The sequence below is a fragment of the Pseudomonas sp. BF-R-01 genome, assembly GCF_019946615.1.
Lineage (GTDB): Bacteria > Pseudomonadota > Gammaproteobacteria > Pseudomonadales > Pseudomonadaceae > Aquipseudomonas > Aquipseudomonas migulae.
On the sequence record NZ_JAGYFX010000096.1, the window covers coordinates 1 to 22,749 of the forward strand.

Here is a 22,749-nt window from a genome sequence, read left to right on the forward strand (position 1 = left end):
TGCCTGTTGAATGTTATTCCGCCTTCGCGGGCAAGCCTCGCTCCTACAGGACTTGCTATCAATCCTAAAAGCGAGGTTTCAACGGATGAGAATCCTCGGCATCCTCTTCCTGCTTCTAACCCTCGGCGGGTGCAGCTCTTTGCTGTTCTACCCCGAGCCCGGACAGCTGTTCACCCCGGAAAAAGCCAAACTCGAATACCGCGACGTCACCCTCACCACGGCCGATGGCCTCAAGCTGCACGGCTGGTGGCTGCCGGCGAAAAAAGGCGTCGAAGTCAAAGGCACGGTGCTGCACCTGCACGGCAACGGCGGCAATCTGCCGATGCATCTGGGCGGCAGCTGGTGGTTGCCGGAGGAAGGCTATCAAGTGCTGCTGATCGATTATCGCGGTTACGGTTTGTCCGAAGGCGAACCGAGTTTGCCGGCGATCTATCAGGACATCGACGCGGCGTTCAAGTGGCTCGACCAGGCGCCGGAGGTCAAAGGCAAACCGTTGATCCTGCTCGGGCAAAGTCTGGGCGGCTCAATGGCCGTGCATTACCTGGTTCAGCATCCCGAACGCCAGAAACAACTCAAGGCCTTCGTCCTCGATGGCGTGCCCGCCAGTTATCGTAGCATCGGCCAATTCGCCCTGAGCAATTCCTGGCTGACGTGGGCGTTCCAGGTGCCGTTGTCGTGGCTGGTGCCGGACGGTGACAGCGCGATCCACTCGATGACGCAGCTCAACGGCGTGCCGAAACTGATCTATCACAGCATCGACGATCCGATCGTGCCCCTTTCCAACGGCATCCGTCTGTATCAAGCTGCGCCGCCGCCGCGAGTGCTGCAACTGACCCGTGGTGGACATGTGCAGACGTTCGCCGACCCGGTCTGGCGCAAGGTCATGCTGCGATACCTTGATGACCCGCAGCATTTCAATGGCCTGCGCCGCTTGGGTGAAATTCCCAACTACCCGGCACCCCCGAATTCAGAAGATGAACCACCAGAGAGTCCGCAATGAGTGAAGAACGTAACGCCATCCCGCTGATCATCACCGGTATCTGCAGCATCCTCGGCACCGTCGGGGCCTTGTGGTACTACGGTTACCTGCACTTCGCCAAACCCGAAGATGCGCTGCTGCTCAGCGACTTCACCATGCTCAAGACCGTGCCGGGCGAAGACTACAAAGTCTCCCTGGAACCGGCTCCACAAGTGGCCCAGTGCATCGATGGCGTGCTGGTGATGTTCGACACCGAACAGAAAGGCCTGACCGGCGTATTGGTCAACAACAAGAAAAAAGCCGTGCGCTGCATGGGCCAGGAAACCCCGCAGAAGCTGGAGCAGTAACTGTAACGCGGTTAAATCACACAGACCGCGTTGCCTTCATCGCCAGCAAGCCGGCTCCTACAGGTTTGTGTTGATCCTGTAGGAGCCGGCTTGCTGGCGATGGGCGCGACACGGTGTTCTGCCAAACCGCGAAAACAAAAAGCCCCGCCTGATCCGATCAGGCGGGGCTTTTGCGTTCAGGCATGAAGCTTAGTTGGCACTCACCGCCGAACGTGGGATCACCGGCTGGTTGTCGTTGGAAATGGTCACTTCTACACGGCGGTTCATGGCACGACCCGAAGCGTCGCCGTTTTCAGCAACCGGGTATTCCTTGCCATAACCCTGGGCAACGATGCGCGCAGGATCAACGCCCATTTTCACCAGTGCCATGCGCACGGAACCGGCGCGACGCTCGGACAGCGACTGGTTGTGCGACGCCGTGCCGGTGCTGTCGGTGTAGCCTTCGACGATCACCTTGCGGTCCGGGTTTTCCTGAAGGAACTGCGCCAGTTTGTTGATGTTCGCCAGGCCGCTGGACTTCAGGTCGGCACGGTCGGTTGCGAACAACACATCACCAAAGGTTACCAGCGTACCGCGATCGGTCTGCTTGGCGTTCAGGCTGTCCTGCAACTGTTTGATCTGCGCATCGCGAGCATCCAGACGTGCCTGGGCGCGCTGTGCGGCAGCGTTCTTCAGGTTGGCTTCAGCGGTGCGCAGGGCGATGGTTTGCTTCGCCACTTCAACACGCTGATTGGTCAGATAGGCCAGTTGGTCGACTTCGTTCGCGTCTCGCTTGTCCAGATAAGCCTTGTCGGCCTTGTCCAGGTAATCGCTGGCGTCCTTGGTTTCCAGTGCCGCGACTTTGCTCGCCTGCGGGTTGGCTTGCAGGCCGCTGTAGTTGGTGCGGGCCTGTTCAAGGTTCGCATTAGGCGGCGTCGAGCAGGCAGCCAGTGCAACGCTTGCGGCCAGCAGGGCAGGGATCATCAATTGATTGCGCATGTGGGTATCGTCCTTTTAAGTCGAGTAAGAAGTACGTCGTGGCGGCGCTTACTGCACGGTGCGCCGGCTTTCCTGACGCAGTTCCTGAACCCCTATCCGAGAGTCCTTCACCGCCTGTTCGGCTTTGATCGCCTGGGCTTTGCGTTCGGCGACGCGCGCGTCCCACTCGGCCTGTTCGGCGAGCACTCGGGCTTCGTCGTACTTTTGGTCGTGCATCGCGATTTCGGCTTGTTTGAGTTTGTCCTGGGCGGACTTCATCTCAACCGCCGAGAATTCGGTGCCGCCCGCGCTGACGGCGCTGTTTACGGCCGATTGGGTCACGGCGTATTGCTCGGTCGGCGGGTTACCGGCGCAACCGGCCAGAACGAAGCTGCTGCCGATGGCCAGGGCGGCCAGTTTCAGGCTGCGCAGGGGGGTGGAAGCGGGCTTGGCAGTGTTGATCTTCATGGTCTTCAACTCCATTGGAATAACTCCTGAAAAACTGAACATCCATCCTGGGCAAGGAGCCGCAACCATCAATTTCCGAAGCGTTTTGAAACGGCCGTCCCAGGCGTGGTTACTGGTTACGACCCGAGGCATTTTTTAAAAGTTCAGAGAATATGGCCTGTCGCCCGAAAAAACTTTGACCGAACGGACAAGGCTCTAAATCGGGAACTTTGGCGATAGGAGGGGGTATTCCAAGGGCGGAAACACGCAATTGTTGAAAGTCACGCAGGTCAAATGTGGGAGCGAGCCTGCTCGCGATGGCGGCTTACATTCAACATTGATGTCGCCTGACACACCGCTATCGCGAGCAAGCTCGCTCCCACAGGTTCTGCTGCAAATTCAGTGTTTCTGCTTGTCCTCACCAGACGACAAATCGTGCAAATGCCGCCGGGACAGCGCGAGAAAACGCGGGGTCGGGCCGATGTCTTCGTACAGCGGATCGCCTTCTTCGTCGGTGGCCACGACGGTCGAGCCTTTCACGTACGGGAAGCTCTTTTCCAGCTCTTCGAGCGCCGCGCCGATCAACTCGCCGAGCAGTTCTTCAGGGTGCCGCTTGGGGTACATCTCGATGATCGCCGCCAAGCGCGCGGCGGCCTCCACATCCAGATGAATCGAGTAGCCGGTGTCGGTCAGGCGACCCTTGGCGTTTTCTTCCCAATGATGGGCAAGCTCGCGGATTTTCATAAAAACCTCATGGCACGCCTGTTCGTAGCAGGCCGGGTAAGTGTCCGGCCATGGCCGGCGAAAGCCGTTGTGCGGCTTACTCTTCAGACTAGCTTGCGTGCCCGGGGTTTAAAGTCCCTTCGTCGTGTGCTTGTAAGAAGCGCTTTACGGCGGCACTCTTGAACCACAAGGCACCCCGGATTTTTCGCTGGAGAACGGCTGATGACCGATATTGATGCACGCTTGCGCGAGGATGTTCACCTGTTGGGTGAGCTGTTGGGCAACACCATTCGTGAACAGTACGGGGACGATTTTCTCGACAAGATCGAGCAGATCCGCAAAGGCGCCAAGGCCGACCGTCGCGGTTCGATGGACGCCGAACTGAGCGCCAGCCTCAATCAGCTGAGCGAAGACGAGTTGCTGCCGGTGGCGCGGGCGTTCAACCAGTTTCTCAATCTGGCGAACATCGCCGAGCAATATCAACTGATCCATCGCCGCGAAGAGTCCCAGCCCGCGCCGTTCGAGGCGCGCGTGTTGCCGGAGTTGCTAACGCGCCTGCTGGCCGAAGGTCATGCGGCCGAATCCCTGGCACGACAGTTGGGGCGCCTGGAAATCGAACTGGTGTTGACTGCGCACCCGACCGAAGTCGCGCGCCGCACGCTGATCCAGAAATACGACGCCATCGCCGCGCAACTTGCCGCTCAGGATCACCGCGACCTGACCAGCGCCGAGCGCGAGCAGATTCAATCGAAATTGCAGCGCCTGATCGCCGAAGCCTGGCACACCGAAGAAATCCGTCGCACCCGCCCGACTCCGGTGGACGAAGCCAAATGGGGTTTCGCGGTGATCGAGCATTCGCTGTGGCAAGCGATCCCGAACTATTTGCGCAAGGCCGATAAAGCCCTGCATGACGCCACCGGCCTGCATTTGCCGCTGGAAGCCGCGCCGATTCGCTTTGCTTCGTGGATGGGCGGCGACCGTGATGGCAACCCCAACGTCACGGCTGCCGTGACCCGTGAGGTATTGCTGCTGGCACGCTGGATGGCCGCCGATCTGTACGTGCGCGATGTCGATCACCTCGCCGCCGAGCTGTCGATGCAACAAGCCAGCGACGCGCTGAAAGCCAAGGCCGGCGACAGCGCCGAACCCTATCGTGCCGTCCTTAAACAGCTGCGTGAACGCCTGCGCGCCACTCGAAGCTGGGCCCACACATCCTTGACAACCGCCACGCCGGCCCCCGCCGATGTGCTGCAAAACAACCGCGATTTGCTCGACCCGCTGGAGCTCTGCTACCAGTCGCTGCATGAGTGCGGCATGGGCGTGATCGCTGATGGGCCGCTGCTCGATTGCCTGCGTCGTGCGGTGACCTTCGGCTTGTTCCTGGTGCGCCTCGATGTGCGCCAGGACTCGTCCCGTCACACGGCGGCGATGACGGAAATCACCGATTACCTTGGCCTCGGTCGCTACGAAGACTGGAGCGAAGAGGAGCGCATCGCCTTCCTGATGCGCGAGTTGAACAACCGTCGGCCGTTGTTGCCGACTTACTTCAAACCCTCCGCCGACACCGCTGAAGTGCTCGCCACGTGCCGGGAAATCGCCGCCGCACCGGGCGCTTCGCTTGGTTCGTATGTGATCTCCATGGCCGGCGCCGCTTCCGACGTGCTGGCTGTGCAACTGTTGCTCAAAGAATCTGGTGTATTGCGGCCGATGCGTGTGGTGCCGCTGTTCGAAACCCTTGCCGACCTTGATAACGCCGGCCCGGTGATTGAAAAACTGTTGCTGCTGCCGGGTTATCGTGCGCGCCTGCAAGGCCCGCAGGAAGTGATGATCGGCTATTCCGACTCAGCCAAGGACGCCGGCACCACGGCGGCAGCCTGGGCGCAATATCGGGCGCAGGAGCGTCTGGTCGACATCTGCCGCGAGCAGCAAGTGGAACTGCTGTTGTTCCACGGTCGCGGTGGCACCGTGGGGCGTGGTGGCGGTCCGGCGCACGCGGCGATTCTGTCGCAGCCGCCGGGGTCGGTGGCGGGGCGTTTCCGCACCACCGAGCAGGGGGAAATGATTCGTTTCAAATTCGGCCTGCCGGACATCGCCGAGCAAAATCTCAACCTGTACCTGGCGGCGGTGCTGGAGGCGACGTTGTTGCCACCGCCACCACCGCAACCCGCCTGGCGCCATTTGATGGACGAATTGGCGGCAGACGGTGTCAGTGCTTACCGCGCCGTGGTGCGGGAAAATCCGCAATTCGTCGAGTATTTCCGCCAGTCCACCCCGGAGCAGGAGTTGGGGCGCCTGCCACTGGGCAGTCGCCCGGCCAAGCGCCGCGCCGGCGGGATCGAAAGCCTGCGGGCGATCCCGTGGATCTTCGGTTGGACCCAGACCCGCTTGATGTTGCCGGCCTGGCTCGGCTGGGAAGCCGCGTTAAGCAAGGCGCTGGCGCGCGGCGAAGGCGAGCTGCTGGGGCAAATGCGCGAGCAGTGGCCGTTCTTCCGCACGCGCATCGACATGCTGGAGATGGTCCTGGCCAAGGCCGACGCGGATATCGCCCGCTCCTACGATGAGCGGCTGGTTGAGCCGGATCTGCTGCCTTTGGGTGCGCACTTACGCGACCTATTGTCGCAGGCGTGTTCGATTGTTCTGGGGTTGACCGGTCAGTCGCAGCTACTGGCACATAGCCCAGCTACCCTCGAATTCATCCGCTTGCGCAACACCTACCTCGACCCGCTTCATCTATTGCAGGCCGAGTTGCTGGCACGTTCGCGCCTGCAGGAAGTGGCGCAGGGCAGCCCGGTAGAACAGGCGTTGCTGGTGTCTGTGGCGGGGATTGCCGCCGGTTTGCGAAATACCGGCTAAGGTTTTCGTCGTGGGTTCGGGCACTCGACGCGGGCGTCGAGTGCCGGTTTGCGCGGGGTTGGAAAGTGCTGCAAGGCGACACTTAATGATGGGGTTGCGACTTGGGGTACCCCGTCGCAAGGTCACGCAAGGCGCGGGTTTCTCCGACTTTCGACGGCTTGTGTGCGTAGGATCTGCTGTGTATCTTGATCAGCCTTTGGCCGTTTGGGCGGTCACGACCCTGTTTTGAGATTGGCCCCACGAGGCGAATCCTTTGTTATCTATATAAAAATTGAGGAGCACATCGATGCGCGTCATTCTGCTGGGAGCTCCCGGGGCCGGTAAAGGTACTCAGGCTAAGTTCATCACCGAAAAGTTCGGCATCCCGCAAATCTCCACCGGCGACATGCTGCGTGCTGCGGTCAAGGCCGGCACCGAGCTGGGCCTGATCGCCAAGAGCGTCATGGACAGCGGTGGCCTGGTTTCCGATGACCTGATCATCAATCTGGTCAAGGAACGCATCAGCCAGGCGGATTGCGCCAACGGTTTCCTGTTCGACGGTTTCCCGCGCACCATTCCTCAGGCTGAAGCCCTGGTGAAGGCCGGCGTCGAGCTGGACCACGTGGTCGAAATCGCGGTCGATGACGAAGAAATCGTTCAGCGTATCGCTGGTCGTCGCGTTCACGAGGCCAGCGGCCGCGTGTACCACACCGTCTACAACCCGCCAAAAATTGCTGGTAAAGACGACATCACCGGTGAAGATCTGGTGCAGCGCAAGGACGACACTGAAGAAACCGTGCGTCATCGCCTGTCGGTCTACCACTCGCAGACCAAGCCACTGGTGGATTTCTACCAGAAGCTGTCGGCGGCTCAAGGCAAACCGAAGTACAGCCACATTGCTGGCGTCGGTTCGGTTGAAGCGATCACTGGCAAGGTGCTTGAAGCGCTGAGCTGAAAAGTCTGAACCGCTTCATCTTCTACGGCCCGCTTGCGGGCCGTAGTTGTTTATACTGGCGCACTTTTTCTGACCTCTCTTACGGAAACATCGATGAGCACCTTGCTGGCCCTGGACACCGCGACTGAAGCTTGCTCCGTTGCCTTGCTGCATGACGGCAAAGTGACGAGCCATTACGAGGTGATCCCGCGCCTGCATGCGCAGAAGCTGTTGCCGATGATCCAGCAATTGCTCGCCGACGCCGGGACCACCTTGCAAGCGGTCGATGCCATCGCTTTTGGCCGTGGGCCGGGCGCATTCACTGGCGTGCGTATCGCCATCGGCGTGGTACAGGGCCTGGCGTTTGCCCTGGATCGTCCGGTCCTGCCGGTGTCGAACCTGGCGGTGCTGGCGCAGCGGGCGTATCGCGAACACGGTGTGAGCCAGGTCGCGGCCGCCATCGATGCGCGCATGGATGAAGTGTACTGGGGCTGCTACCGCGAAACGGCGGGTGAGATGCGTCTGGTCGGCAACGAAGCCGTATTGCCGCCGGAAGTGGCGGCGTTGCCGGCGGATGCCAGCGGTGACTGGTTTGGCGCCGGCACCGGTTGGGGTTATGCCGAACGCATCGCCGTCAGCCTGAGCGGTCAGGACGCGGGCATGCTGCCTCACGCCGAAGACCTGCTGACCCTGGCGCGATTTGCCTGGGAACGGGGTGAAGCGATTGTGGCGGACGAGGCGCAGCCGGTTTATCTGCGGGACAAGGTTGCGACGCCCAAGGCGCGTTGATTTCCGGCACCGAGTCGGCCCTATCGCTGGCAAGCCAGCTCCTACAGGATTATCGCTAACCTTGTAGGAGCTGGCTTGCCAGCGATGGCGGTCTCCCGACCAACACCAATCGTCGTTTTATCCCCCCGCCTTTAAACCTTTTCGCAATTCTGTGTTCTAGTTATCACCAAGCGGTTTGCGAAGTGGGCTATGCGCCACTAAACTGCCATCACTGATACCGAGCATGACATTATGCGCATAGACGGCCTTTCTTCTCAGTCCTACCCCATCAAGCGCAAGCCTCGCAAAGGGCATGTGGTTGAGGACGATTCCGTCGATATCGAGGGCGAGCTGGAATTCCCTTCGGAAGAGCAAATGGCCGCCCGCGCTGCCAAAGCCTCCGCGCAGCGCCTGAGCAATCTGCCGGCGCGCCAGCAAGACATGATTTACCACCGCGCCATGAGCAAAAGCGTCGCGATGGCCCTGGCCAGCTACCTCAGCACCGCCAATTTTGTCGATTGGGATTCGGATGTGATGGGTCTCGACCTGTATATCTGATGCGGCTGCCTTACTACCTCGGCTGCCCGTCCTGGAGTGAAAACGCCTGGCGCGATTACCTTTATCCGCAAGACGCGAAAACCTCCGAATTTCTCAATCTGTATTCTCAAGTATTCAACGCCGTGGAAGGCAACACGACCTTCTACGCGAGCCCGGCTGCCAGCACCGTGCAGCGTTGGGCCGAGACCATGCCCGAACACTTTCGCTTCACCGCCAAATTCCCCGGCGACATCAGCCACGGCGGTGACCTGCGCGAACAATTGACCGCCACCGAAACCTTCCTGCAATTGCTCAGCCCTTTGGGCGAGCGGGTGTCGCCGCTGTGGTTGCAGTTGTCGAAAAGTTTCACGCCACAACGATTGCACGAGCTGGCGGGTTTTATCGACGCAGTGGATCGGCCGCTGGCCATCGAAGTGCGGCATGACGATTTCTTCGCCAAGGGTGAGGCCGAGCGCTCGCTCAATCGCCTGCTGCTGGATCGCGGGGTCGAACGTATCTGCCTCGATCCGCGGGCGTTGTTCAGTTGCACGTCCACCGATCCTTCGGTGCTCCACGCCCAATCGAAGAAACCCAGGGTTCCGCCACGTCCGGCGGCCTTCACGCAATTCCCGCAAGTGCGCTTCATCGGCCATCCGCAACTGGAAGCCAACGACCCGTTCCTGGTGCCCTGGGTCGAGAAAATCGCCTTGTGGATCGAAGAAGGGCGCACGCCGTATATCTTCCTGCACACCGCCGACAACCTGCTGGCGGCGAAACTGGCGCAACGTTTTCACGCAAAGCTGATGCTGCGTTTACCTGGCTTGCCGCCGCTGCCTGAGCTATACAGAGAGCCCGCCGCGGAGCAACTTGGCCTGCTCTGAGGCGGATTCCCTGCCTTTTTCAGGAGCCTGCCAATGGATGCGCAAACCCTTCGAGCCCAAGCCTTCAAAGCACTGCATGAACGCGCCGGGGCTTTTGTCATTCCCAACCCGTGGGACGCCGGCTCGGCGAAAATGCTCGCCAACCTGGGCTTCGAGGCGCTGGCGACCACCAGTGCCGGTTTTGCCTTTTCTCAGGGGCGACCCGATGGCGGGCTGACGCTGGACGATACCCTGGCGAACGTTCGGGCGATTGTCGCGGCGACGGACCTGCCGGTTGCGGTCGATCTGGAAAACGGTTTTGCCGACGACCCCGCCGAATGCGCCCAAAGTATTCTGCGAGCCGCTGCAGCAGGCGCTGTCGGTGGTTCGATCGAGGACGCCACGGGACGTGCAGACGCGCCGATTTACTGCTTCGAGCATGCAGTGGCGCGAATCGAAGCCGCCGTCGCCGCCGCCCGCAGTTTGCCGTTCCCGTTCACGTTGACGGCCCGGGCCGAGAATTTTCTGCATGGCAATCCCGATCTGGACGACACCATTCGCCGCTTGCAGGCCTTTGCCGAAGCGGGCGCCGACGTGCTCTATGCGCCGGGATTGCGCAGTGCTGAAGACGTGTTGGCGGTGGTGCGCGCCGTGGCGCCGAAACCGGTCAATGTGTTGATGTCCGGCGGGTTGAAACTGACGGTCGAGCAGTTGAGCGAAATGGGCGTCAAGCGCATCAGCGTCAGTTCGGCGCTCGCGCTGGCAGCGCTTGGCGAATTCTACCGAGCGGCCGAAGAGATCAAGACTTCGGGCACGTTCGGCTTTACCTCGCGGTCGATGCCGTACGCACAGGCCAATCAATTGTTCAAAGGCTGACAACGCGGTTTTTGCGGGTGATCGCTCACCCGCTACAAACTGATGCGGCTGCGTGAGGAGAGGGTGTCGCTGAGGGTCAGGCGGCGATGCGCAGGTTCTGCAGCACGATCGGGCGCGCCCAGCCGATATCGAAATCGAAGTTTTTCTGTTGTTCCGCCAGTTCTTCCGGCGGGAACGGCGGGAATGGCTTGTCCAGCAGGTCCATTTCGAATTCGGCGATCGGCAGGTGCAGTGGGCGTGGTTGCGGTGCCGGGCCGGCTTCTGGCACGGGTTGCCCGGCCGTCAGTACGATCGGGCGAACCCAGCCGCTTTCGAAGTTCTGCTGCTTTTGCTGGGCAGCGATTTCTTCCGGTGGGAACGGTGGGAATGGTTTGTCGGCCAGGTCCATTTCGAACTCGGCGATCGGCAGGAACAGCGGCTCGGGTGGCTTGACCTGGGTTTCCTTCACATCGCATTCGCGCTGGGAAACGATGTGCGCCAGCAGTTCGCTGCCAACCGTGGGTTCTTCCGGGCTTTCGAGATCGACCGGTGGAAAGTTGAGAGACGCCGGCACGACATCGCCCGACTGATCGGCCAGGGCCTGGGCAAAGAAATCCTGCCACAGGTGACTGACGCCGCTCAGTGCTTGGGAGTTTCGCAGGCCAAAATCGCCGTGGGGCGAGATGTAACCTATCGATGTGCGTTGAATGTCTGACATTTCTCTCGGTCGACGCTCAGCTCTGGCAAAATGCTCGTTAGTTTTGTTATCGGCCGTTTCTGCCGATCATTAATTTTTTTGAGCGTGTTTTCCCATGATTGAGCAACCGGCGGCTTGCCGCATCCATGTCGAGGCCCTGGGCACGGCTTTTCAGCCACAGGCCGAGCAATGGGCCGAGCGCCTGGGCCTGCCTTTGCAGGTCGATGACGGCGAATTTGCCTTGCAGGTGGGTGAACAGGGTTTGCAACTGCAACAACTCGGCCCGGACGCACCGGGACCGGTGCGGGTGGACTTCGTCGAGGGTGGCGCCGCCCATCGCCGCTTGTTCGGCGGTGGCACCGGTCAGATGATCGCCAAGGCGGTCGGCATCGCCCAGGGCGTGCGTCCGCGGGTGCTGGACGCCACGGCGGGGCTGGGCAAGGACGCGTTCGTGCTGGCGAGCCTGGGTTGTGAGATGAGCCTGATCGAGCGTCAGCCGCTGATCGGCGCCTTGCTTGAAGATGGTCTGGCACGCGGCGCGGAAGATTTCGACGTGGCGTCGATTGTGGCGCGCATGCGATTGCTCAAGGGCAACTCGATCGAAGTCATGCGCAACTGGGAAGGCGAGCCACCGCAGGTCATCTACCTCGACCCGATGTTTCCCCATCGTGAGAAAACTGCGCTGGTGAAGAAGGAAATGCGCCTGTTCCGGCCGTTGGTGGGGGATGACCCGGATGCACCGGCGTTGCTCGAAGCGGCGTTGGCATTGGCCAGCCACCGGGTGGTGGTGAAGCGTCCGCGCAAGGCACCGTGCATTGCCGGGCCGAAGCCGAGTCATGCGCTGGACGGGAAATCCAGTCGGTATGACATTTATCCGAAGAAGGCGCTCAAGCCTTAAGACCGAGTCGCGCCCTTCGCGGGCAAGCCTCGCTCCTACAGATTTAGAGTCGATCACATTTTTTGCGAACGACACTACCCTGTAGGAGCGAGCGGTGCGACGATTCGACTTGCCCGCGAAGGCGTCCGTTAGAACGATATCAATCTATCAGGCTGACTAGGGACGATAAGCCCGCATAAACAACTCCACCACTTCCCGCACATGCTCCTCCGCCGCATCCCCGGTCAACGGTTCGCCACAGCCATACAACAACCGGAAATTCCCCGCGCCCTTGAGCAGGCAAAAGAAATGCTCGGCAGCGTTACGTGGCTTGTCGATGCTCAACACACCGCTCTGATCAACCTTGGTCAGCAGCCGTTCCATGCCGTGCAGCATGCGTTCCGGCCCGGCCTCGAAGAAGATCTGCGAGAGTTTCGGGTCCTGGCTGCCCAGCGTCATCATCAACCGGTGCAGGTTCACCGATTCATCGCTGTTGATCAGGTGATGAAAGCCGCGCGCGATATTCAACAGCACCGTTTCCACTGAAATGCCGTCAGGCAATTCGAAAAACAGCGTAGGCAATTGTTCTTCGCATTTGGCGACAACGGCGGCGGAGAACAGTGTCTCCTTGTCGTTGAAATGGCTGTAGACGGTCAGCTTCGACACGCCAGCTTCGGCCGCGACGGCGTCCATGCTGGTGCTCGCATAGCCATTGCTCAGGAACAGGATTTTCGCCGCATCGAGGATTGCCTGGCGTTTGGCCAGATCCTTGGGACGGCCCGGACCATTGGGTGCTGAAAAGTTGTTCGGCATTATTCGCTTTTAATACTGGACTGGTGAGTTTGCTATTAATAACATACTGGTCAGTATAATTATTCCAAGCACCATTAGCGAAAGGTCCTTCACCATGTTCCGCTATGCCTTGCCCCTCGCATTGCCAGTCAGTCTGGCGCTTTTATTGTCTGCGTGTGGTCACGAAGAGGCACCGCAAGTCACCGTCCGACCGGCCATGGTGGTGCAGCCAGAGCCTTCGGCACAGGCGATGGAAAGCTATCCCGGTGAAGTCCGTGCTCGCTACGAGCCGGATCTGGCGTTTCGCATTGGCGGCAAAGTCAGCCGACGACTGGTCGAAGAAGGACAGCGGGTCAAGGCCGATCAACCGCTGGCCGAACTCGATCCCCAGGACGTCCGCCTGCAACTGGAAGCCACCCGCGCTCAGGTCGCGGCTGCCGAAGCCAATCTCAATCTCGTACGTGCCGAGCGCGATCGCTACAAGACCCTGATGGATCGTCAGATGGTCAGCCGCTCGCAGTACGACAATTCCGAAAATCTATACAGATCCGGTGAAGCGCGCCTGAAGCAGATCAAGGCCGAATTCAACGTCTCGACCAACCAGGCCAGCTACGCCATGCTGCGTGCGCCGCAGGACGGCGTCGTGGCCAAGCGTGCGGTGGAAGTCGGGCAAGTTGTCGCCGCCGGTCAAACCGTGTTTACCCTCGCCACCGATGGCGAGCGCGAAGTGTTGATCAGCCTGCCGGAACAGAGCTTCGGTCGTTTCAAGGTCGGCCAGCCGGTGTCGGTGGAACTCTGGACCCAACCTGACCAGCGTTTTGCCGGGCGCATCCGCGAGCTGTCGCCCGCCGCCGACCCGAAATCCCGCACCTTCGCCGCCCGCATTGCGTTTACCGCCGGCAAGGTTCCGGCCGAGCTCGGCCAGAGCGCCCGGGTGTTTATCCAGACTGCCGACGTCGTGGCGCTGTCGGTACCGCTCTCGGCGGTTACCGCCGAAAACGGTGCCACCTACGTGTGGGTGCTCAGCGCCAACAACACCCTGAAGAAAGCCCCGGTCCGGGTCGGCCCGTTCGGCGAGAAAACCGTGCCGGTGCTCGAAGGCCTGAACGCCAGTGACTGGGTGGTGGCGGCCGGTGTGCATGTGCTTCACGACGGGCAGCAAGTGCGCCCGGTGGATCGCTCCAACCGCGTGGTCAATCTAGCGGGCAAGGAGTAATACCTGATGGGTTTCAATCTTTCCGAATGGGCGTTGCGTAACCGCCAGATCGTACTGTTCCTGATGCTGTTGCTGGCCATCGTCGGCGCACTTTCCTACACCAAACTGGGCCAGAGCGAAGACCCTCCGTTCACCTTCAAGGCCATGGTGATCCGCACCAACTGGCCGGGGGCCACCGCCGAGGAAGTGTCGCGCCAGGTCAGCGAACGCATTGAAAAGAAGCTGATGGAAACCGGCGAATACGAGCGCATCGTGTCGTTCTCTCGACCGGGTGAATCCCAGGTGACGTTCGTTGCGCGTGACTCCATGCACTCGGTGGAAATTCCGGATCTCTGGTACCAGGTCCGCAAGAAGATTGGCGACATTCGTCATACCTTGCCACCGGGCATTCAGGGCCCGTTCTTCAACGATGAATTCGGCACCACCTTCGGCAACATCTACGCGCTGACCGGCGACGGTTTTGATTACGCGGTGCTCAAGGACTACGCCGACCGCATCCAGATTCAGCTGCAACGGGTCAAGGATGTGGGCAAGGTCGACCTGCTCGGGTTGCAGGACGAGAAGGTCTGGATCGAACTCTCCAACGTCAAACTCGCCACCCTCGGTTTGCCGTTGGCGGCGGTGCAGCAGGCACTTGAAGAGCAGAACGCGATGTCCACGGCCGGTTTCTTTGAAACCACCAGTGAGCGATTGCAGCTACGGGTTTCGGGGAATTTTCAGACGGTCGAAGAGATCAGGAACTTCCCGATTCGCGTCGGTGATCGCACGTTCCGTATCTCCGATGTCGCGGACGTGCGTCGTGGTTTCAACGATCCTCCGGCGCCGCGCATGCGTTTCATGGCCGAAGACGCCATCGGTCTGGCCGTGGCGATGAAGGAAGGCGGCGACATTCTGGTTCTGGGCAAGGCGCTGGAAATCGAGTTCGCCAGGATTCAGAAAAACCTTCCGGCCGGCATGCAACTGCGCAAGGTTTCCGATCAACCCGCCGCGGTGAAAACCGGTGTCGGTGAGTTTGTCCAAGTGTTGGTGGAAGCCCTGGCCATCGTGCTGTTGGTGAGCTTCTTCTCCCTCGGCGTACGCACCGGCATGGTGGTGGCGCTGGCGATTCCGCTGGTGTTGGCGATGACCTTCGCCTGCATGTATTACCTGGGCATCGGCCTGCACAAGATTTCCCTTGGCGCGCTGGTGCTGGCGTTGGGCTTGCTGGTGGACGACGCGATCATCGCCGTGGAAATGATGGCGATCAAAATGGAGCAGGGCTTTGACCGGATCAAAGCCGCGAGTTACGCCTGGACCAGCACCGCGTTCCCGATGCTCACCGGCACGCTGATCACTGCCGCCGGTTTCCTGCCGATTGCCACTGCGCAATCGGGTACTGGCGAGTACACGCGTTCGATCTTCCAGGTAGTGACCATCGCGCTGTTGGCGTCGTGGATTGCCGCCGTGGTTTTCGTGCCGTATCTGGGGGAAAAACTCCTGCCGGACCTGGCGAAGATTCATGCAGCGAAACACGGCATTGGTCAGCCTGATCCGTACGCCACGCCTTTTTATGAACGTGTCCGACGCTTGGTGGAGTGGTGCGTGCGCTGGCGCAAAACGGTGATCACGTTGACAGTGGTGTTGTTTATCGCCTCCATCGTGTTGTTCCGTTTTGTACCGCAGCAGTTCTTCCCGGCCTCGGGACGACTGGAGTTGATGGTCGATCTGAAACTGGCCGAAGGCGCTTCGCTGAGCAACACCGCCGACGAGGTTAAACGCCTTGAAGGTTTACTGAAGGATCACGCCGGCATTGATAATTACGTGGCCTACGTCGGTACCGGTTCGCCGCGCTTTTACCTACCGCTGGATCAGCAACTTCCTGCGGCGAGCTTCGCCCAGTTTGTCGTCCTGGCCAAGACCATCGAGGACCGTGAAACCCTGCGCACCTGGCTGATCGAAACCCTCAACGAGCAATTCCCGGCCCTGCGTTCGCGGGTGACGCGTCTGGAAAACGGCCCGCCAGTGGGCTATCCGGTGCAGTTCCGGGTCACCGGCGAACACATCGAGGACGTCCGCGCCCTGGCTCGAAAAGTGGCGGCCAAGGTTCGCGAGAATCCCCATGTGGCCAACGTCCACCTGGACTGGGAAGAACCGAGCAAAGTGGTTTATCTGAATGTCGATCAGGACCGCGCCCGCGCGCTCGGCGTGAGCACCGCGAATCTGTCGAAGTTTCTGCAAAGCTCGCTGACCGGTTCCAGCGTCAGTCAGTACCGCGAAGACAACGAGTTGATCGAAATCCTGCTGCGCGGCACGTTGCATGAACGCACTGAACTGTCGTTGCTGCCGAGCCTGGCGGTGCCGACCGACAACGGTCGCAGCGTGGCGTTGTCGCAGATCGCGACGCTGGAATACGGCTTTGAAGAAGGCATCATCTGGCACCGCAACCGCTTGCCGAACGTGACGGTCCGCGCCGATATCTATGGCAAGGAACAACCGGCGACGCTGGTGCAGCAGATCATGCCGACGCTCGATCCGATCCGCGCGGAACTGCCTGACGGCTACTTGCTGGAAGTCGGCGGCACCGTGGAAGATTCCGCCCGTGGGCAGAATTCGGTGAAGGCCGGTGTGCCGCTGTTCATCGTTGTGGTGCTGACGTTGTTGATGCTGCAACTGCGAAGCTTCTCACGCACGGTGATGGTGTTTCTTACAGCGCCATTGGGATTGATCGGGGTGACCCTGTTCCTGATGGTGTTCCGCCAGCCGTTCGGTTTCGTGGCCATGCTCGGGACCATCGCGCTGTCCGGGATGATCATGCGTAACTCGGTGATTCTGGTAGACCAGATCGAGCAGGACATCGCCGCCGGGCTCAAACCGTGGCAGGCGATTATCGAAGCCACGGTGCGTCGTTTTCGGCCGATCGTTCTGACCGCGCTCGCCGCCGTATTGGCGATGATCCCGCTGTCACGCAGCGTGTTCTTCGGGCCGATGGCGGTGGCGATCATGGGTGGATTGATTGTCGCAACGGCGTTGACGTTGCTGTTTTTGCCGGCGCTGTATGCGGCATGGTTCCGCATCAAAAAAGAACCCGCCTGACCCCTGTAGGAGCCGGCTTGCTGGCGATCCATTCACCGTGGTGTATCTGATGCACCGCGGTGATGCGATCGCCGGCAAGCCGGCTCCTACAACTATTTCAGAAACCTCTGATATTGAGTCAGAGGGACCTGAATGCTGTACTCAAGCCTCAGTTTCATGAGGTTTTGAGACAGCAATAATGAAAAAGCCACCGAAGCTGAAGGGGCGGACCGATCCGGTGTTCGACCTGTTGGGGAAGTCACCCCACAAAGAGCGCCTCTCGGATTACCTCGCCCTGCTCAAACCGCTGGATGATCAGGGACGCTATCTTCCCTTCGATGAGTTGCGTTATCGCTGGGCGCCGGGGCTGGATTCGAACCTGTGTTGGGCGCTGGTAAAGAAAGCCAGAACGGCACAGTACTCAAGTCTTTTGCCGCTGGGCGAGCCTGTTCGGTGGGGCAACTTCATGCTCACGCCGCTGGCGCACAAGGCGGTTTCCGCCGTCGATCGACAAACCACAACGGCTGCACTGGAATTCATGACCAGTCAGATCGGCGAGCATGCGCATTTCAGCTATCTGTTGAATGATCTGATCGAAGACGAAGCGATCAGCAGCAGCCAACTCGAAGGTGCAGCGACGACCACGCGTGTGGCTAAGGACATGCTCAAGCGCAAGCGCCGGCCGCGCACGCCGGATGAGCGAATGGTGATCGGCAATTTCAAAATGATGAACTTCGCCTGGGAAAAACGTTATGAACCCCTGAGTGTCGCGCTGATTTTGGACATGCACCGGGTTGGCGTCGAAGGCATTGATGATGCGCAATACTCGCCAGGGGAGTTCAGGGGCAATGATGACGTGGTGGTACAGGATGGCGAAGGCAACACCGTTCATACGCCCCCTCCTGCTGCGGGAGTGATGTCACGATTGCAGTTGCTGGCGAAGTGGATCAACCAGTCGCACAACGATCCTGAGCACGTGGAATACCTTCATCCCCTGATCAAAGGCATCGCGCTGCATTTTGCCTTGGGCTATGAGCATCCTTTCCGTGATGGGAACGGGCGGGTCGCGCGGGCGTTGTTCTACTGGTACATGTTCAAGAGTGACTTCTCTGCCTTTCGTTACATTGCGATCAGCATTTTGTTGCGCAATGCGCCGGTGAAGTACGGGCGCTCTTACCTGAACACTGAAGCTGATGACCTCGACTTGACGTACTTCATTGATTTCCAGTGTTCGGTCGTCTTGCGTGCTGTCAGTGGTTTCACCAAGGCGTATCGGAAAAGTCTGGCGTACGCCGACAGCTTTGATCGCTGGTTGTTGGCGTCCGGTTTTTTTGAGCAATTGACCGAGAAGCAGCGTGCCGTATTCCAGGTGGCCAAGAGCGGGATGGCCAAGGAATTTACGGCAGTTAATGTGAACGAAAATCTCAACTGCTCTTACAACACCGCGTCGGCGACCTTGAACGGGCTGGCGGATTTGAAGGTGTTTGAGAAGAGGAAGGTGGGGCGGGAGTGGGTGTTTTTCCTACGGCCTGTATCGGCCTGAATCAGTGTGGGAGCATGCCTGCTCCCACAGAGCCTTGTACTAAGGCTTAGAGCGAACCAAACACCTTCTTCGCCAAACTGGTCGCCGCCGCCGCAGGGTTCTGGCGAATGGTTTCTTCCTGTTTGCCGATCATCTCGAACAAACCGTTCAGGGCCTGCTCGGTCACGTAGCTTTCGATGTTGGCGCTTTTCGCATCCACCACACCCATGGTCGCGGCTTGTCCGGCGAACGAGTTGTACTGCTTGGCCAGGCCAACCTGGTCGGTGGCTTGTTTGACGATCGGCAGGAACTTGGCGCGGATCTGTTCGCGGCTGGTTTTGTTCAGGTATTGCGTGGCGGAGTCATTACCGCCGCTGAGAATGCCCTTGGCATCGTCGACCGTCATCTTCTTCACGGCATCCACGAGGATCGGCTGAGCCTGGACCACGGCCGTTTCCGCCGCTTTGTTCATGCTGGTTTCCAGCTGATCGACCTGATCACCCATGCCGAACTGTTTCATTTTGCTGGCGACCTTGCCCAGTTTGCCCGGCAGTTCGATCTTCACGTCCGGGTTGTTACTGAAGCCGCCCGGCGTACCGAGTTGTTTCACGGCCAGTTGCGCGCCTTGGGTCAGGGCATCCTTGAGGCCGCCGGTAGCGTCCTTTTGCGACAAGTCACTGAGCGACAGCGCCATGGCACTGGCGGAAATCATCAAACCTGCACACAGGCCGGCAAAGCGAAGGGTAGGGCGGAACATGGCGGCTTCCTTGTTCGGAAAAAAATGAGCAAAAAAAGAATTAACGGACGGCGTCGACGCGAATTTTCAGTGGCTGCGGGTCGCTGCCATTCAGTTGTACGGCGTGATGTTCGGTGGTGATGAACATCAGTTGGCCATTCACTTCGATCCGCGCGCTGACGGAATAACGATGGCCGGGTTTGACCTCGGCCGGATCGTAACTCAGATGGAACGGCAGTGGCACCTGGCCTTTGACCGGGCCTTTCTGCTCGTCGAGCACCACGGCAGGAGCGTCGGCCAGCGATACGTCCTGCAAGCTGACGCTCAGGGTGGCAGCCGGCGGCAGGGCGATGCGTTGCAGGTAGAAGACTTCGCCATCGAGGCTGGTTTTGGCGGCGGGTTGCATTGATTGACAGGCCCCCAGCAAAGCGGTCATGGCCAATAGAGAGAGTTTTTTCATCGGTTATCTCCGTATCAATGTGGGAGCGGGCTTGCTCGCGAATGCGGTGTATCAGTCACATCATTGCTGAATGACACACCGCATTCGCGAGCAAGCCCGCTCCCACAGGGTTTTGCGTTATGTCTCGGGCAGCGTGGCGACCAGATCCGCCGCATCTTCACTGCGATGCAACGCCACCTGACGGATCGACAAGCGGATCTCCGCCGACAACACCCGTTTCGCCGCACCTTCGGCCAGTTCGCCGAGCAGTTCGTGATAGCTCAGCTTGCCGGCCTCGTCACGCTTGAGCACGTCGAGGTCGAGCATCGTCTGGATGAAGTGGCGGAACAGGCTCTTGTCGAAAAATTCCGGCGCGTTTAAGCCATGCAGGATCGACAGGCGCTGGGCCATGACCGTGCAGAGGTCTTCCAGTTCTTCGGCGCTGATGCTGTTCTGGCCGCTGTTGAGCAGCAGGGAAACCGTCATGTAGAAGCGCTGCAAGGTCTGGGCGATGCTCTTCGACAGCAGCGTCAACAACACGAAATGCCGCGAGCTTGGTGCCGGACGCAGGTAAACGTCGTTCTCGAAACGCAGCAGGCCTTGCTCGACGAACGCTTCGAGCCATTGATCGATCACAGCATCCAGTTCGTCCAGCGACCAGCGAATGAACAGCTCCGATTGCAGGTACGGATACAGTGCGCGGGTGTAGCGCAGGATCTGCTCGCGGCTCATGCGCGACGCACTCTGGAAGAAGCTCGCGAGCAACGCCGGCAGCGCGAAAATGTGCAGCACGTTGTTGCGGTAGTAAGTCATCAGGACGGCGTTTTGCTCGTCCAGATAGAGGATTTTGCCCAGCGCATCGCTTTGCTCGGACAGCAGGTCCATGTCCTTCACATGCTCGATCAACGCGCGGCCGTCACCTTCCGGCAGCGTAGTGTGCGGCGAGTACGGAACCTTGCGCAGCAGCGCCAGATACAGATCCAGCACCCGCGCCATGGCACGATCGTCCAGTGCCAAGCGACTGGTGGACAGCAATGCCAACGCCACGAGGTTGACCGGGTTGATCGCTGCCGCTTCGTTCAGGTGCTGCGCCACTTTCTCGCCGAGGCGGTTGGTGGTTTCGTTGAGCCAGGCCGGTTTGAACTGCGGGCCGAGTTCCTGTTGACGCCAGTCTGGCTGTTCGCTGTCGAGGAATTCCGCCAGTTTGATCGGCTCGCCGAAGTTCACCGCCACCTGGCCGAAACGCTGCTTAAGGGCGCCGATGACTTTGAAGATGTCGAAGATCGATTCTTTTTTCTTGCTCGCACCACGCAGTTCGCCGAGGTAAGTCCGGCCTTCCAGTACGCGCTCGTAGCCGATGTACACCGGCACGAACACGATCGGCATGCGCGAGGAGCGCAGGAAGCTGCGCAAGGTGATCGCCAGCATCCCGGTTTTCGGTTGCAACATGCGCCCGGTGCGCGAGCGGCCGCCCTCGACGAAATACTCGACCGGAAAACCTTTGGTAAACAGGGTGTGCAGGTATTCGTTGAACACCGAGGTGTACAGCGGGTTGCCCTTGAAGGTACGGCGCATGAAGAACGCACCGCCGCGACGCAGCAGGCCGCCGATCCCCGGCATGTTGAGGTTGATCCCGGCGGCGATGTGCGGCGGGGTCAGGCCGTTGCGAAACAGCAGATAGGACAGCAGCAGGTAGTCGATATGGCTACGGTGGCACGGCACATAGATCACTTCGTAACCCGGGGCGACTTTCTGCACGCCTTCGATGTTGTTGACCTTGATGCCGTCGTAGATCTTGTTCCAGAACCAGCTCAGCACCACTTCCATGAAGCGGATCGCGGTGTAGGTGTAGTCCGAGGCGATCTCGTTGCCGTAGCGCAGGGCCTGGGCCTTGGCTTTCTCCGGGGAGATATTCTCGCGTTCGGCTTCGTCGAGGATCGCTTGCTTGACCAGCGGCTGGTTGAGCAGGCCTTTGACCAGGTTGCGACGGTGGGAAATGTCCGGGCCGATCACCGCGGCTTTGAGGTTGCGGAAGTGCACCCGCAGAATCCGTTGGGCCATGCGCACGGTGCGCTCGTGGCCCTTGTTGTGCTCGATCAGTTCGCGCAGGTGAATCGGCGCGGAGAATTGCACGCGGGTCTTGCGCCCCAGCACGATGATGCTCAGCAAGCGGCGCAGGCGCCCGGTAACTGCCCAGCTATCGGCGAACAGCAGTTTCCATGGACTCGATTCGCTGTCCGGCGACTGGCCCCAGAACACGCTGACCGGAATGATCTGCGCGTCTTCGGCAGCGTTCTGGCTCAGGGCGCTGACCAGTCGGGTCAGGGTCGGTGGCGCGCCGCGTTTGTCCTGGCGACCGAGCCAGTCGGGCTCCGGTGTCAGGTAAAAGAACGCGGCAGGTTCCAGCAGATTGCCGACAGACACCGGCAGCACCGGGCGCGGCAGGCCGGCCTTGCTGCATTCGGTGTCGACCACGGCGAGGTCGGTCAGCGAAGGGTTTTGCAGGACGTAGAACACCGGACGGCTGCGGTCGAGGTTGAGGGTGAACGACGACTGATTGATCGTCTCCGAGCGAACCCAGAGATAGAGCAGTCGGCGCAGGGTGCCAAACACAAGACGGCGGAACGGGGAACGGGTCATACGGCTTCTGCGTGAGTGGAATAAACCGAGCGTTTGCTCGGGCGGTCGATAGTGTGCCGGATTCACTGAAAATCGGCAAAAAAGCGGCAATCAAAGTGCTATTGAGAGATTAAATGTCTGACATATACTCGGCGCACTGTCGCCGTCACCCTCATGGGACCGGTATGCGCAGGCTGACGTTCCCGAGGCTTTCCTGCGAAAAGCCCGATCAATAATAAAAAGGGAGTATGAACAAATGGCAACACGCGAAACCGGCAACGTGAAGTGGTTCAACGACGCCAAGGGCTATGGTTTCATCCAGCGCGAGGACGGGGTGGACGTGTTCGTGCACTACCGCGCGATTCGCGGTGAGGGGCATCGTTCGCTGACTGAAGGCCAGCAGGTCGAGTACGGCGTTGTGACGGGGGAGAAGGGTTTGCAGGCTGAGGATGTGGTGGGGTTGTAAACCCACCCTCCAGATCACCCAAAACCCACTGTAGGAGCGAGGCTTGCCCGCGAAGGCGTCATCACTGACGCCAAAAGCTTCGCGGGCAAGCCTCG

The 22,749-nt window shown here is 60.0% G+C and carries 21 protein-coding genes; 13 read left to right on the forward strand and 8 right to left on the reverse strand.

Annotated features, from left to right (window positions below; all coding sequences use genetic code 11):
* The first annotated feature begins 85 nt into the window (after nt 1-85).
* The gene (locus KGB27_RS25235; RefSeq protein WP_008034180.1) at nt 86-1,000 is read left to right on the forward strand and encodes an alpha/beta hydrolase; all 915 of its coding nucleotides are present in this window, start codon (nt 86-88) and stop codon (nt 998-1,000) included.
* Nucleotides 997-1,326: a hypothetical protein gene (locus KGB27_RS25240; RefSeq protein ID WP_008039335.1), complete on the forward strand. Its 330-nt coding sequence runs from the start codon at nt 997-999 to the stop codon at nt 1,324-1,326. Before KGB27_RS25235 ends, KGB27_RS25240 begins: the two co-directional genes overlap by 4 nt.
* Before the next feature lie 189 nt (nt 1,327-1,515).
* On the opposite strand, the gene KGB27_RS25245 is transcribed toward KGB27_RS25240, so the two are convergent.
* From KGB27_RS25245 to KGB27_RS25255, 3 genes are all read right to left on the reverse strand, one after another.
* Complete coding sequence (locus KGB27_RS25245) at nt 1,516-2,304, reverse strand: OmpA family protein (RefSeq protein ID WP_008024662.1); 789 nt, start codon at nt 2,302-2,304, stop codon at nt 1,516-1,518.
* Nucleotides 2,305-2,352: 48 nt separating this feature from the next.
* Nucleotides 2,353-2,766: a DUF4398 domain-containing protein gene (locus KGB27_RS25250; protein ID WP_223453185.1), complete on the reverse strand. Its 414-nt coding sequence runs from the start codon at nt 2,764-2,766 to the stop codon at nt 2,353-2,355.
* Nucleotides 2,767-3,129: 363 nt separating this feature from the next.
* Nucleotides 3,130-3,474 carry a pilin assembly protein gene (locus KGB27_RS25255; protein ID WP_223556728.1) on the reverse strand — a complete coding sequence of 115 codons (345 nt, stop codon included), beginning with the start codon at nt 3,472-3,474 and terminating at the stop codon, nt 3,130-3,132.
* 201 nt (nt 3,475-3,675) lie between these two features.
* Here KGB27_RS25255 and ppc point away from each other — a divergent pair, with 201 nt between their 5' ends.
* The 6 genes from ppc to KGB27_RS25285 all read left to right on the forward strand — a co-directional run bounded on the left by ppc (nt 3,676) and on the right by KGB27_RS25285 (nt 10,260).
* Entirely contained in the window at nt 3,676-6,306 is a 2,631-nt protein-coding gene (gene ppc, locus KGB27_RS25260) for a phosphoenolpyruvate carboxylase (RefSeq protein ID WP_008024665.1), read from the forward strand.
* A 286-nt stretch (nt 6,307-6,592) separates the two neighbouring features.
* Entirely contained in the window at nt 6,593-7,240 is a 648-nt protein-coding gene (gene adk / locus KGB27_RS25265) for an adenylate kinase (protein WP_084321936.1), read from the forward strand.
* Nucleotides 7,241-7,333: 93 nt separating this feature from the next.
* Nucleotides 7,334-8,008 (forward strand): tRNA (adenosine(37)-N6)-threonylcarbamoyltransferase complex dimerization subunit type 1 TsaB, encoded by a 675-nt coding sequence (tsaB, locus tag KGB27_RS25270; protein ID WP_192228483.1) that lies wholly within the window; start codon nt 7,334-7,336, stop codon nt 8,006-8,008.
* A 231-nt stretch (nt 8,009-8,239) separates the two neighbouring features.
* Nucleotides 8,240-8,545 (forward strand): hypothetical protein, encoded by a 306-nt coding sequence (locus KGB27_RS25275; protein WP_008035498.1) that lies wholly within the window; start codon nt 8,240-8,242, stop codon nt 8,543-8,545.
* Nucleotides 8,545-9,405, forward strand: coding sequence for a DUF72 domain-containing protein (locus KGB27_RS25280; protein WP_008039350.1), 861 nt, complete (start codon nt 8,545-8,547; stop codon nt 9,403-9,405). Before KGB27_RS25275 ends, KGB27_RS25280 begins: the two co-directional genes overlap by 1 nt.
* A 33-nt stretch (nt 9,406-9,438) precedes the next feature.
* Nucleotides 9,439-10,260, forward strand: coding sequence for an oxaloacetate decarboxylase (locus KGB27_RS25285; RefSeq protein ID WP_223556730.1), 822 nt, complete (start codon nt 9,439-9,441; stop codon nt 10,258-10,260).
* Between the two features lie 76 nt (nt 10,261-10,336).
* On the opposite strand, the gene KGB27_RS25290 is transcribed toward KGB27_RS25285, so the two are convergent.
* Nucleotides 10,337-10,957 carry a hypothetical protein gene (locus tag KGB27_RS25290; RefSeq protein WP_008035487.1) on the reverse strand — a complete coding sequence of 207 codons (621 nt, stop codon included), beginning with the start codon at nt 10,955-10,957 and terminating at the stop codon, nt 10,337-10,339.
* Between the two features lie 94 nt (nt 10,958-11,051).
* Here KGB27_RS25290 and KGB27_RS25295 point away from each other — a divergent pair, with 94 nt between their 5' ends.
* A complete protein-coding gene (locus tag KGB27_RS25295; RefSeq protein ID WP_008035485.1) occupies nt 11,052-11,834 on the forward strand; it encodes a class I SAM-dependent methyltransferase in 783 nt (260 codons plus the stop codon).
* A gap of 156 nt (nt 11,835-11,990) precedes the next feature.
* Here the strand turns inward: KGB27_RS25295 and KGB27_RS25300 are convergent, their stop codons facing one another.
* On the reverse strand, nt 11,991-12,626 hold the full coding sequence (locus KGB27_RS25300) for a TetR/AcrR family transcriptional regulator (protein WP_223556732.1): 636 nt from the start codon (nt 12,624-12,626) through the stop codon (nt 11,991-11,993).
* Between the two features lie 94 nt (nt 12,627-12,720).
* Here KGB27_RS25300 and KGB27_RS25305 point away from each other — a divergent pair, with 94 nt between their 5' ends.
* The 3 genes from KGB27_RS25305 to KGB27_RS25315 all read left to right on the forward strand — a co-directional run bounded on the left by KGB27_RS25305 (nt 12,721) and on the right by KGB27_RS25315 (nt 18,415).
* Nucleotides 12,721-13,821 (forward strand): efflux RND transporter periplasmic adaptor subunit, encoded by a 1,101-nt coding sequence (locus KGB27_RS25305; protein WP_223556735.1) that lies wholly within the window; start codon nt 12,721-12,723, stop codon nt 13,819-13,821.
* A 6-nt stretch (nt 13,822-13,827) separates the two neighbouring features.
* Nucleotides 13,828-16,893 carry an efflux RND transporter permease subunit gene (locus tag KGB27_RS25310; RefSeq protein WP_223556737.1) on the forward strand — a complete coding sequence of 1,022 codons (3,066 nt, stop codon included), beginning with the start codon at nt 13,828-13,830 and terminating at the stop codon, nt 16,891-16,893.
* Nucleotides 16,894-17,071: 178 nt separating this feature from the next.
* Entirely contained in the window at nt 17,072-18,415 is a 1,344-nt protein-coding gene (locus tag KGB27_RS25315; RefSeq protein WP_223556739.1) for a Fic family protein, read from the forward strand.
* A gap of 46 nt (nt 18,416-18,461) precedes the next feature.
* Here the strand turns inward: KGB27_RS25315 and KGB27_RS25320 are convergent, their stop codons facing one another.
* The 3 genes from KGB27_RS25320 to plsB all read right to left on the reverse strand — a co-directional run bounded on the left by KGB27_RS25320 (nt 18,462) and on the right by plsB (nt 22,209).
* A complete protein-coding gene (locus tag KGB27_RS25320) occupies nt 18,462-19,151 on the reverse strand; it encodes a DUF4197 domain-containing protein (RefSeq protein ID WP_008039365.1) in 690 nt (229 codons plus the stop codon).
* Nucleotides 19,152-19,191: 40 nt separating this feature from the next.
* Nucleotides 19,192-19,590 carry a YbaY family lipoprotein gene (locus KGB27_RS25325; RefSeq protein ID WP_223556741.1) on the reverse strand — a complete coding sequence of 133 codons (399 nt, stop codon included), beginning with the start codon at nt 19,588-19,590 and terminating at the stop codon, nt 19,192-19,194.
* Nucleotides 19,591-19,707: 117 nt separating this feature from the next.
* On the reverse strand, nt 19,708-22,209 hold the full coding sequence (gene plsB, locus KGB27_RS25330; protein ID WP_223556743.1) for a glycerol-3-phosphate 1-O-acyltransferase PlsB: 2,502 nt from the start codon (nt 22,207-22,209) through the stop codon (nt 19,708-19,710).
* Between the two features lie 235 nt (nt 22,210-22,444).
* On the opposite strand from plsB, the gene KGB27_RS25335 reads away from it, so the two are divergent.
* Complete coding sequence (locus KGB27_RS25335; RefSeq protein ID WP_008035470.1) at nt 22,445-22,654, forward strand: cold-shock protein; 210 nt, start codon at nt 22,445-22,447, stop codon at nt 22,652-22,654.
* Nucleotides 22,655-22,749 lie beyond the last annotated feature (95 nt).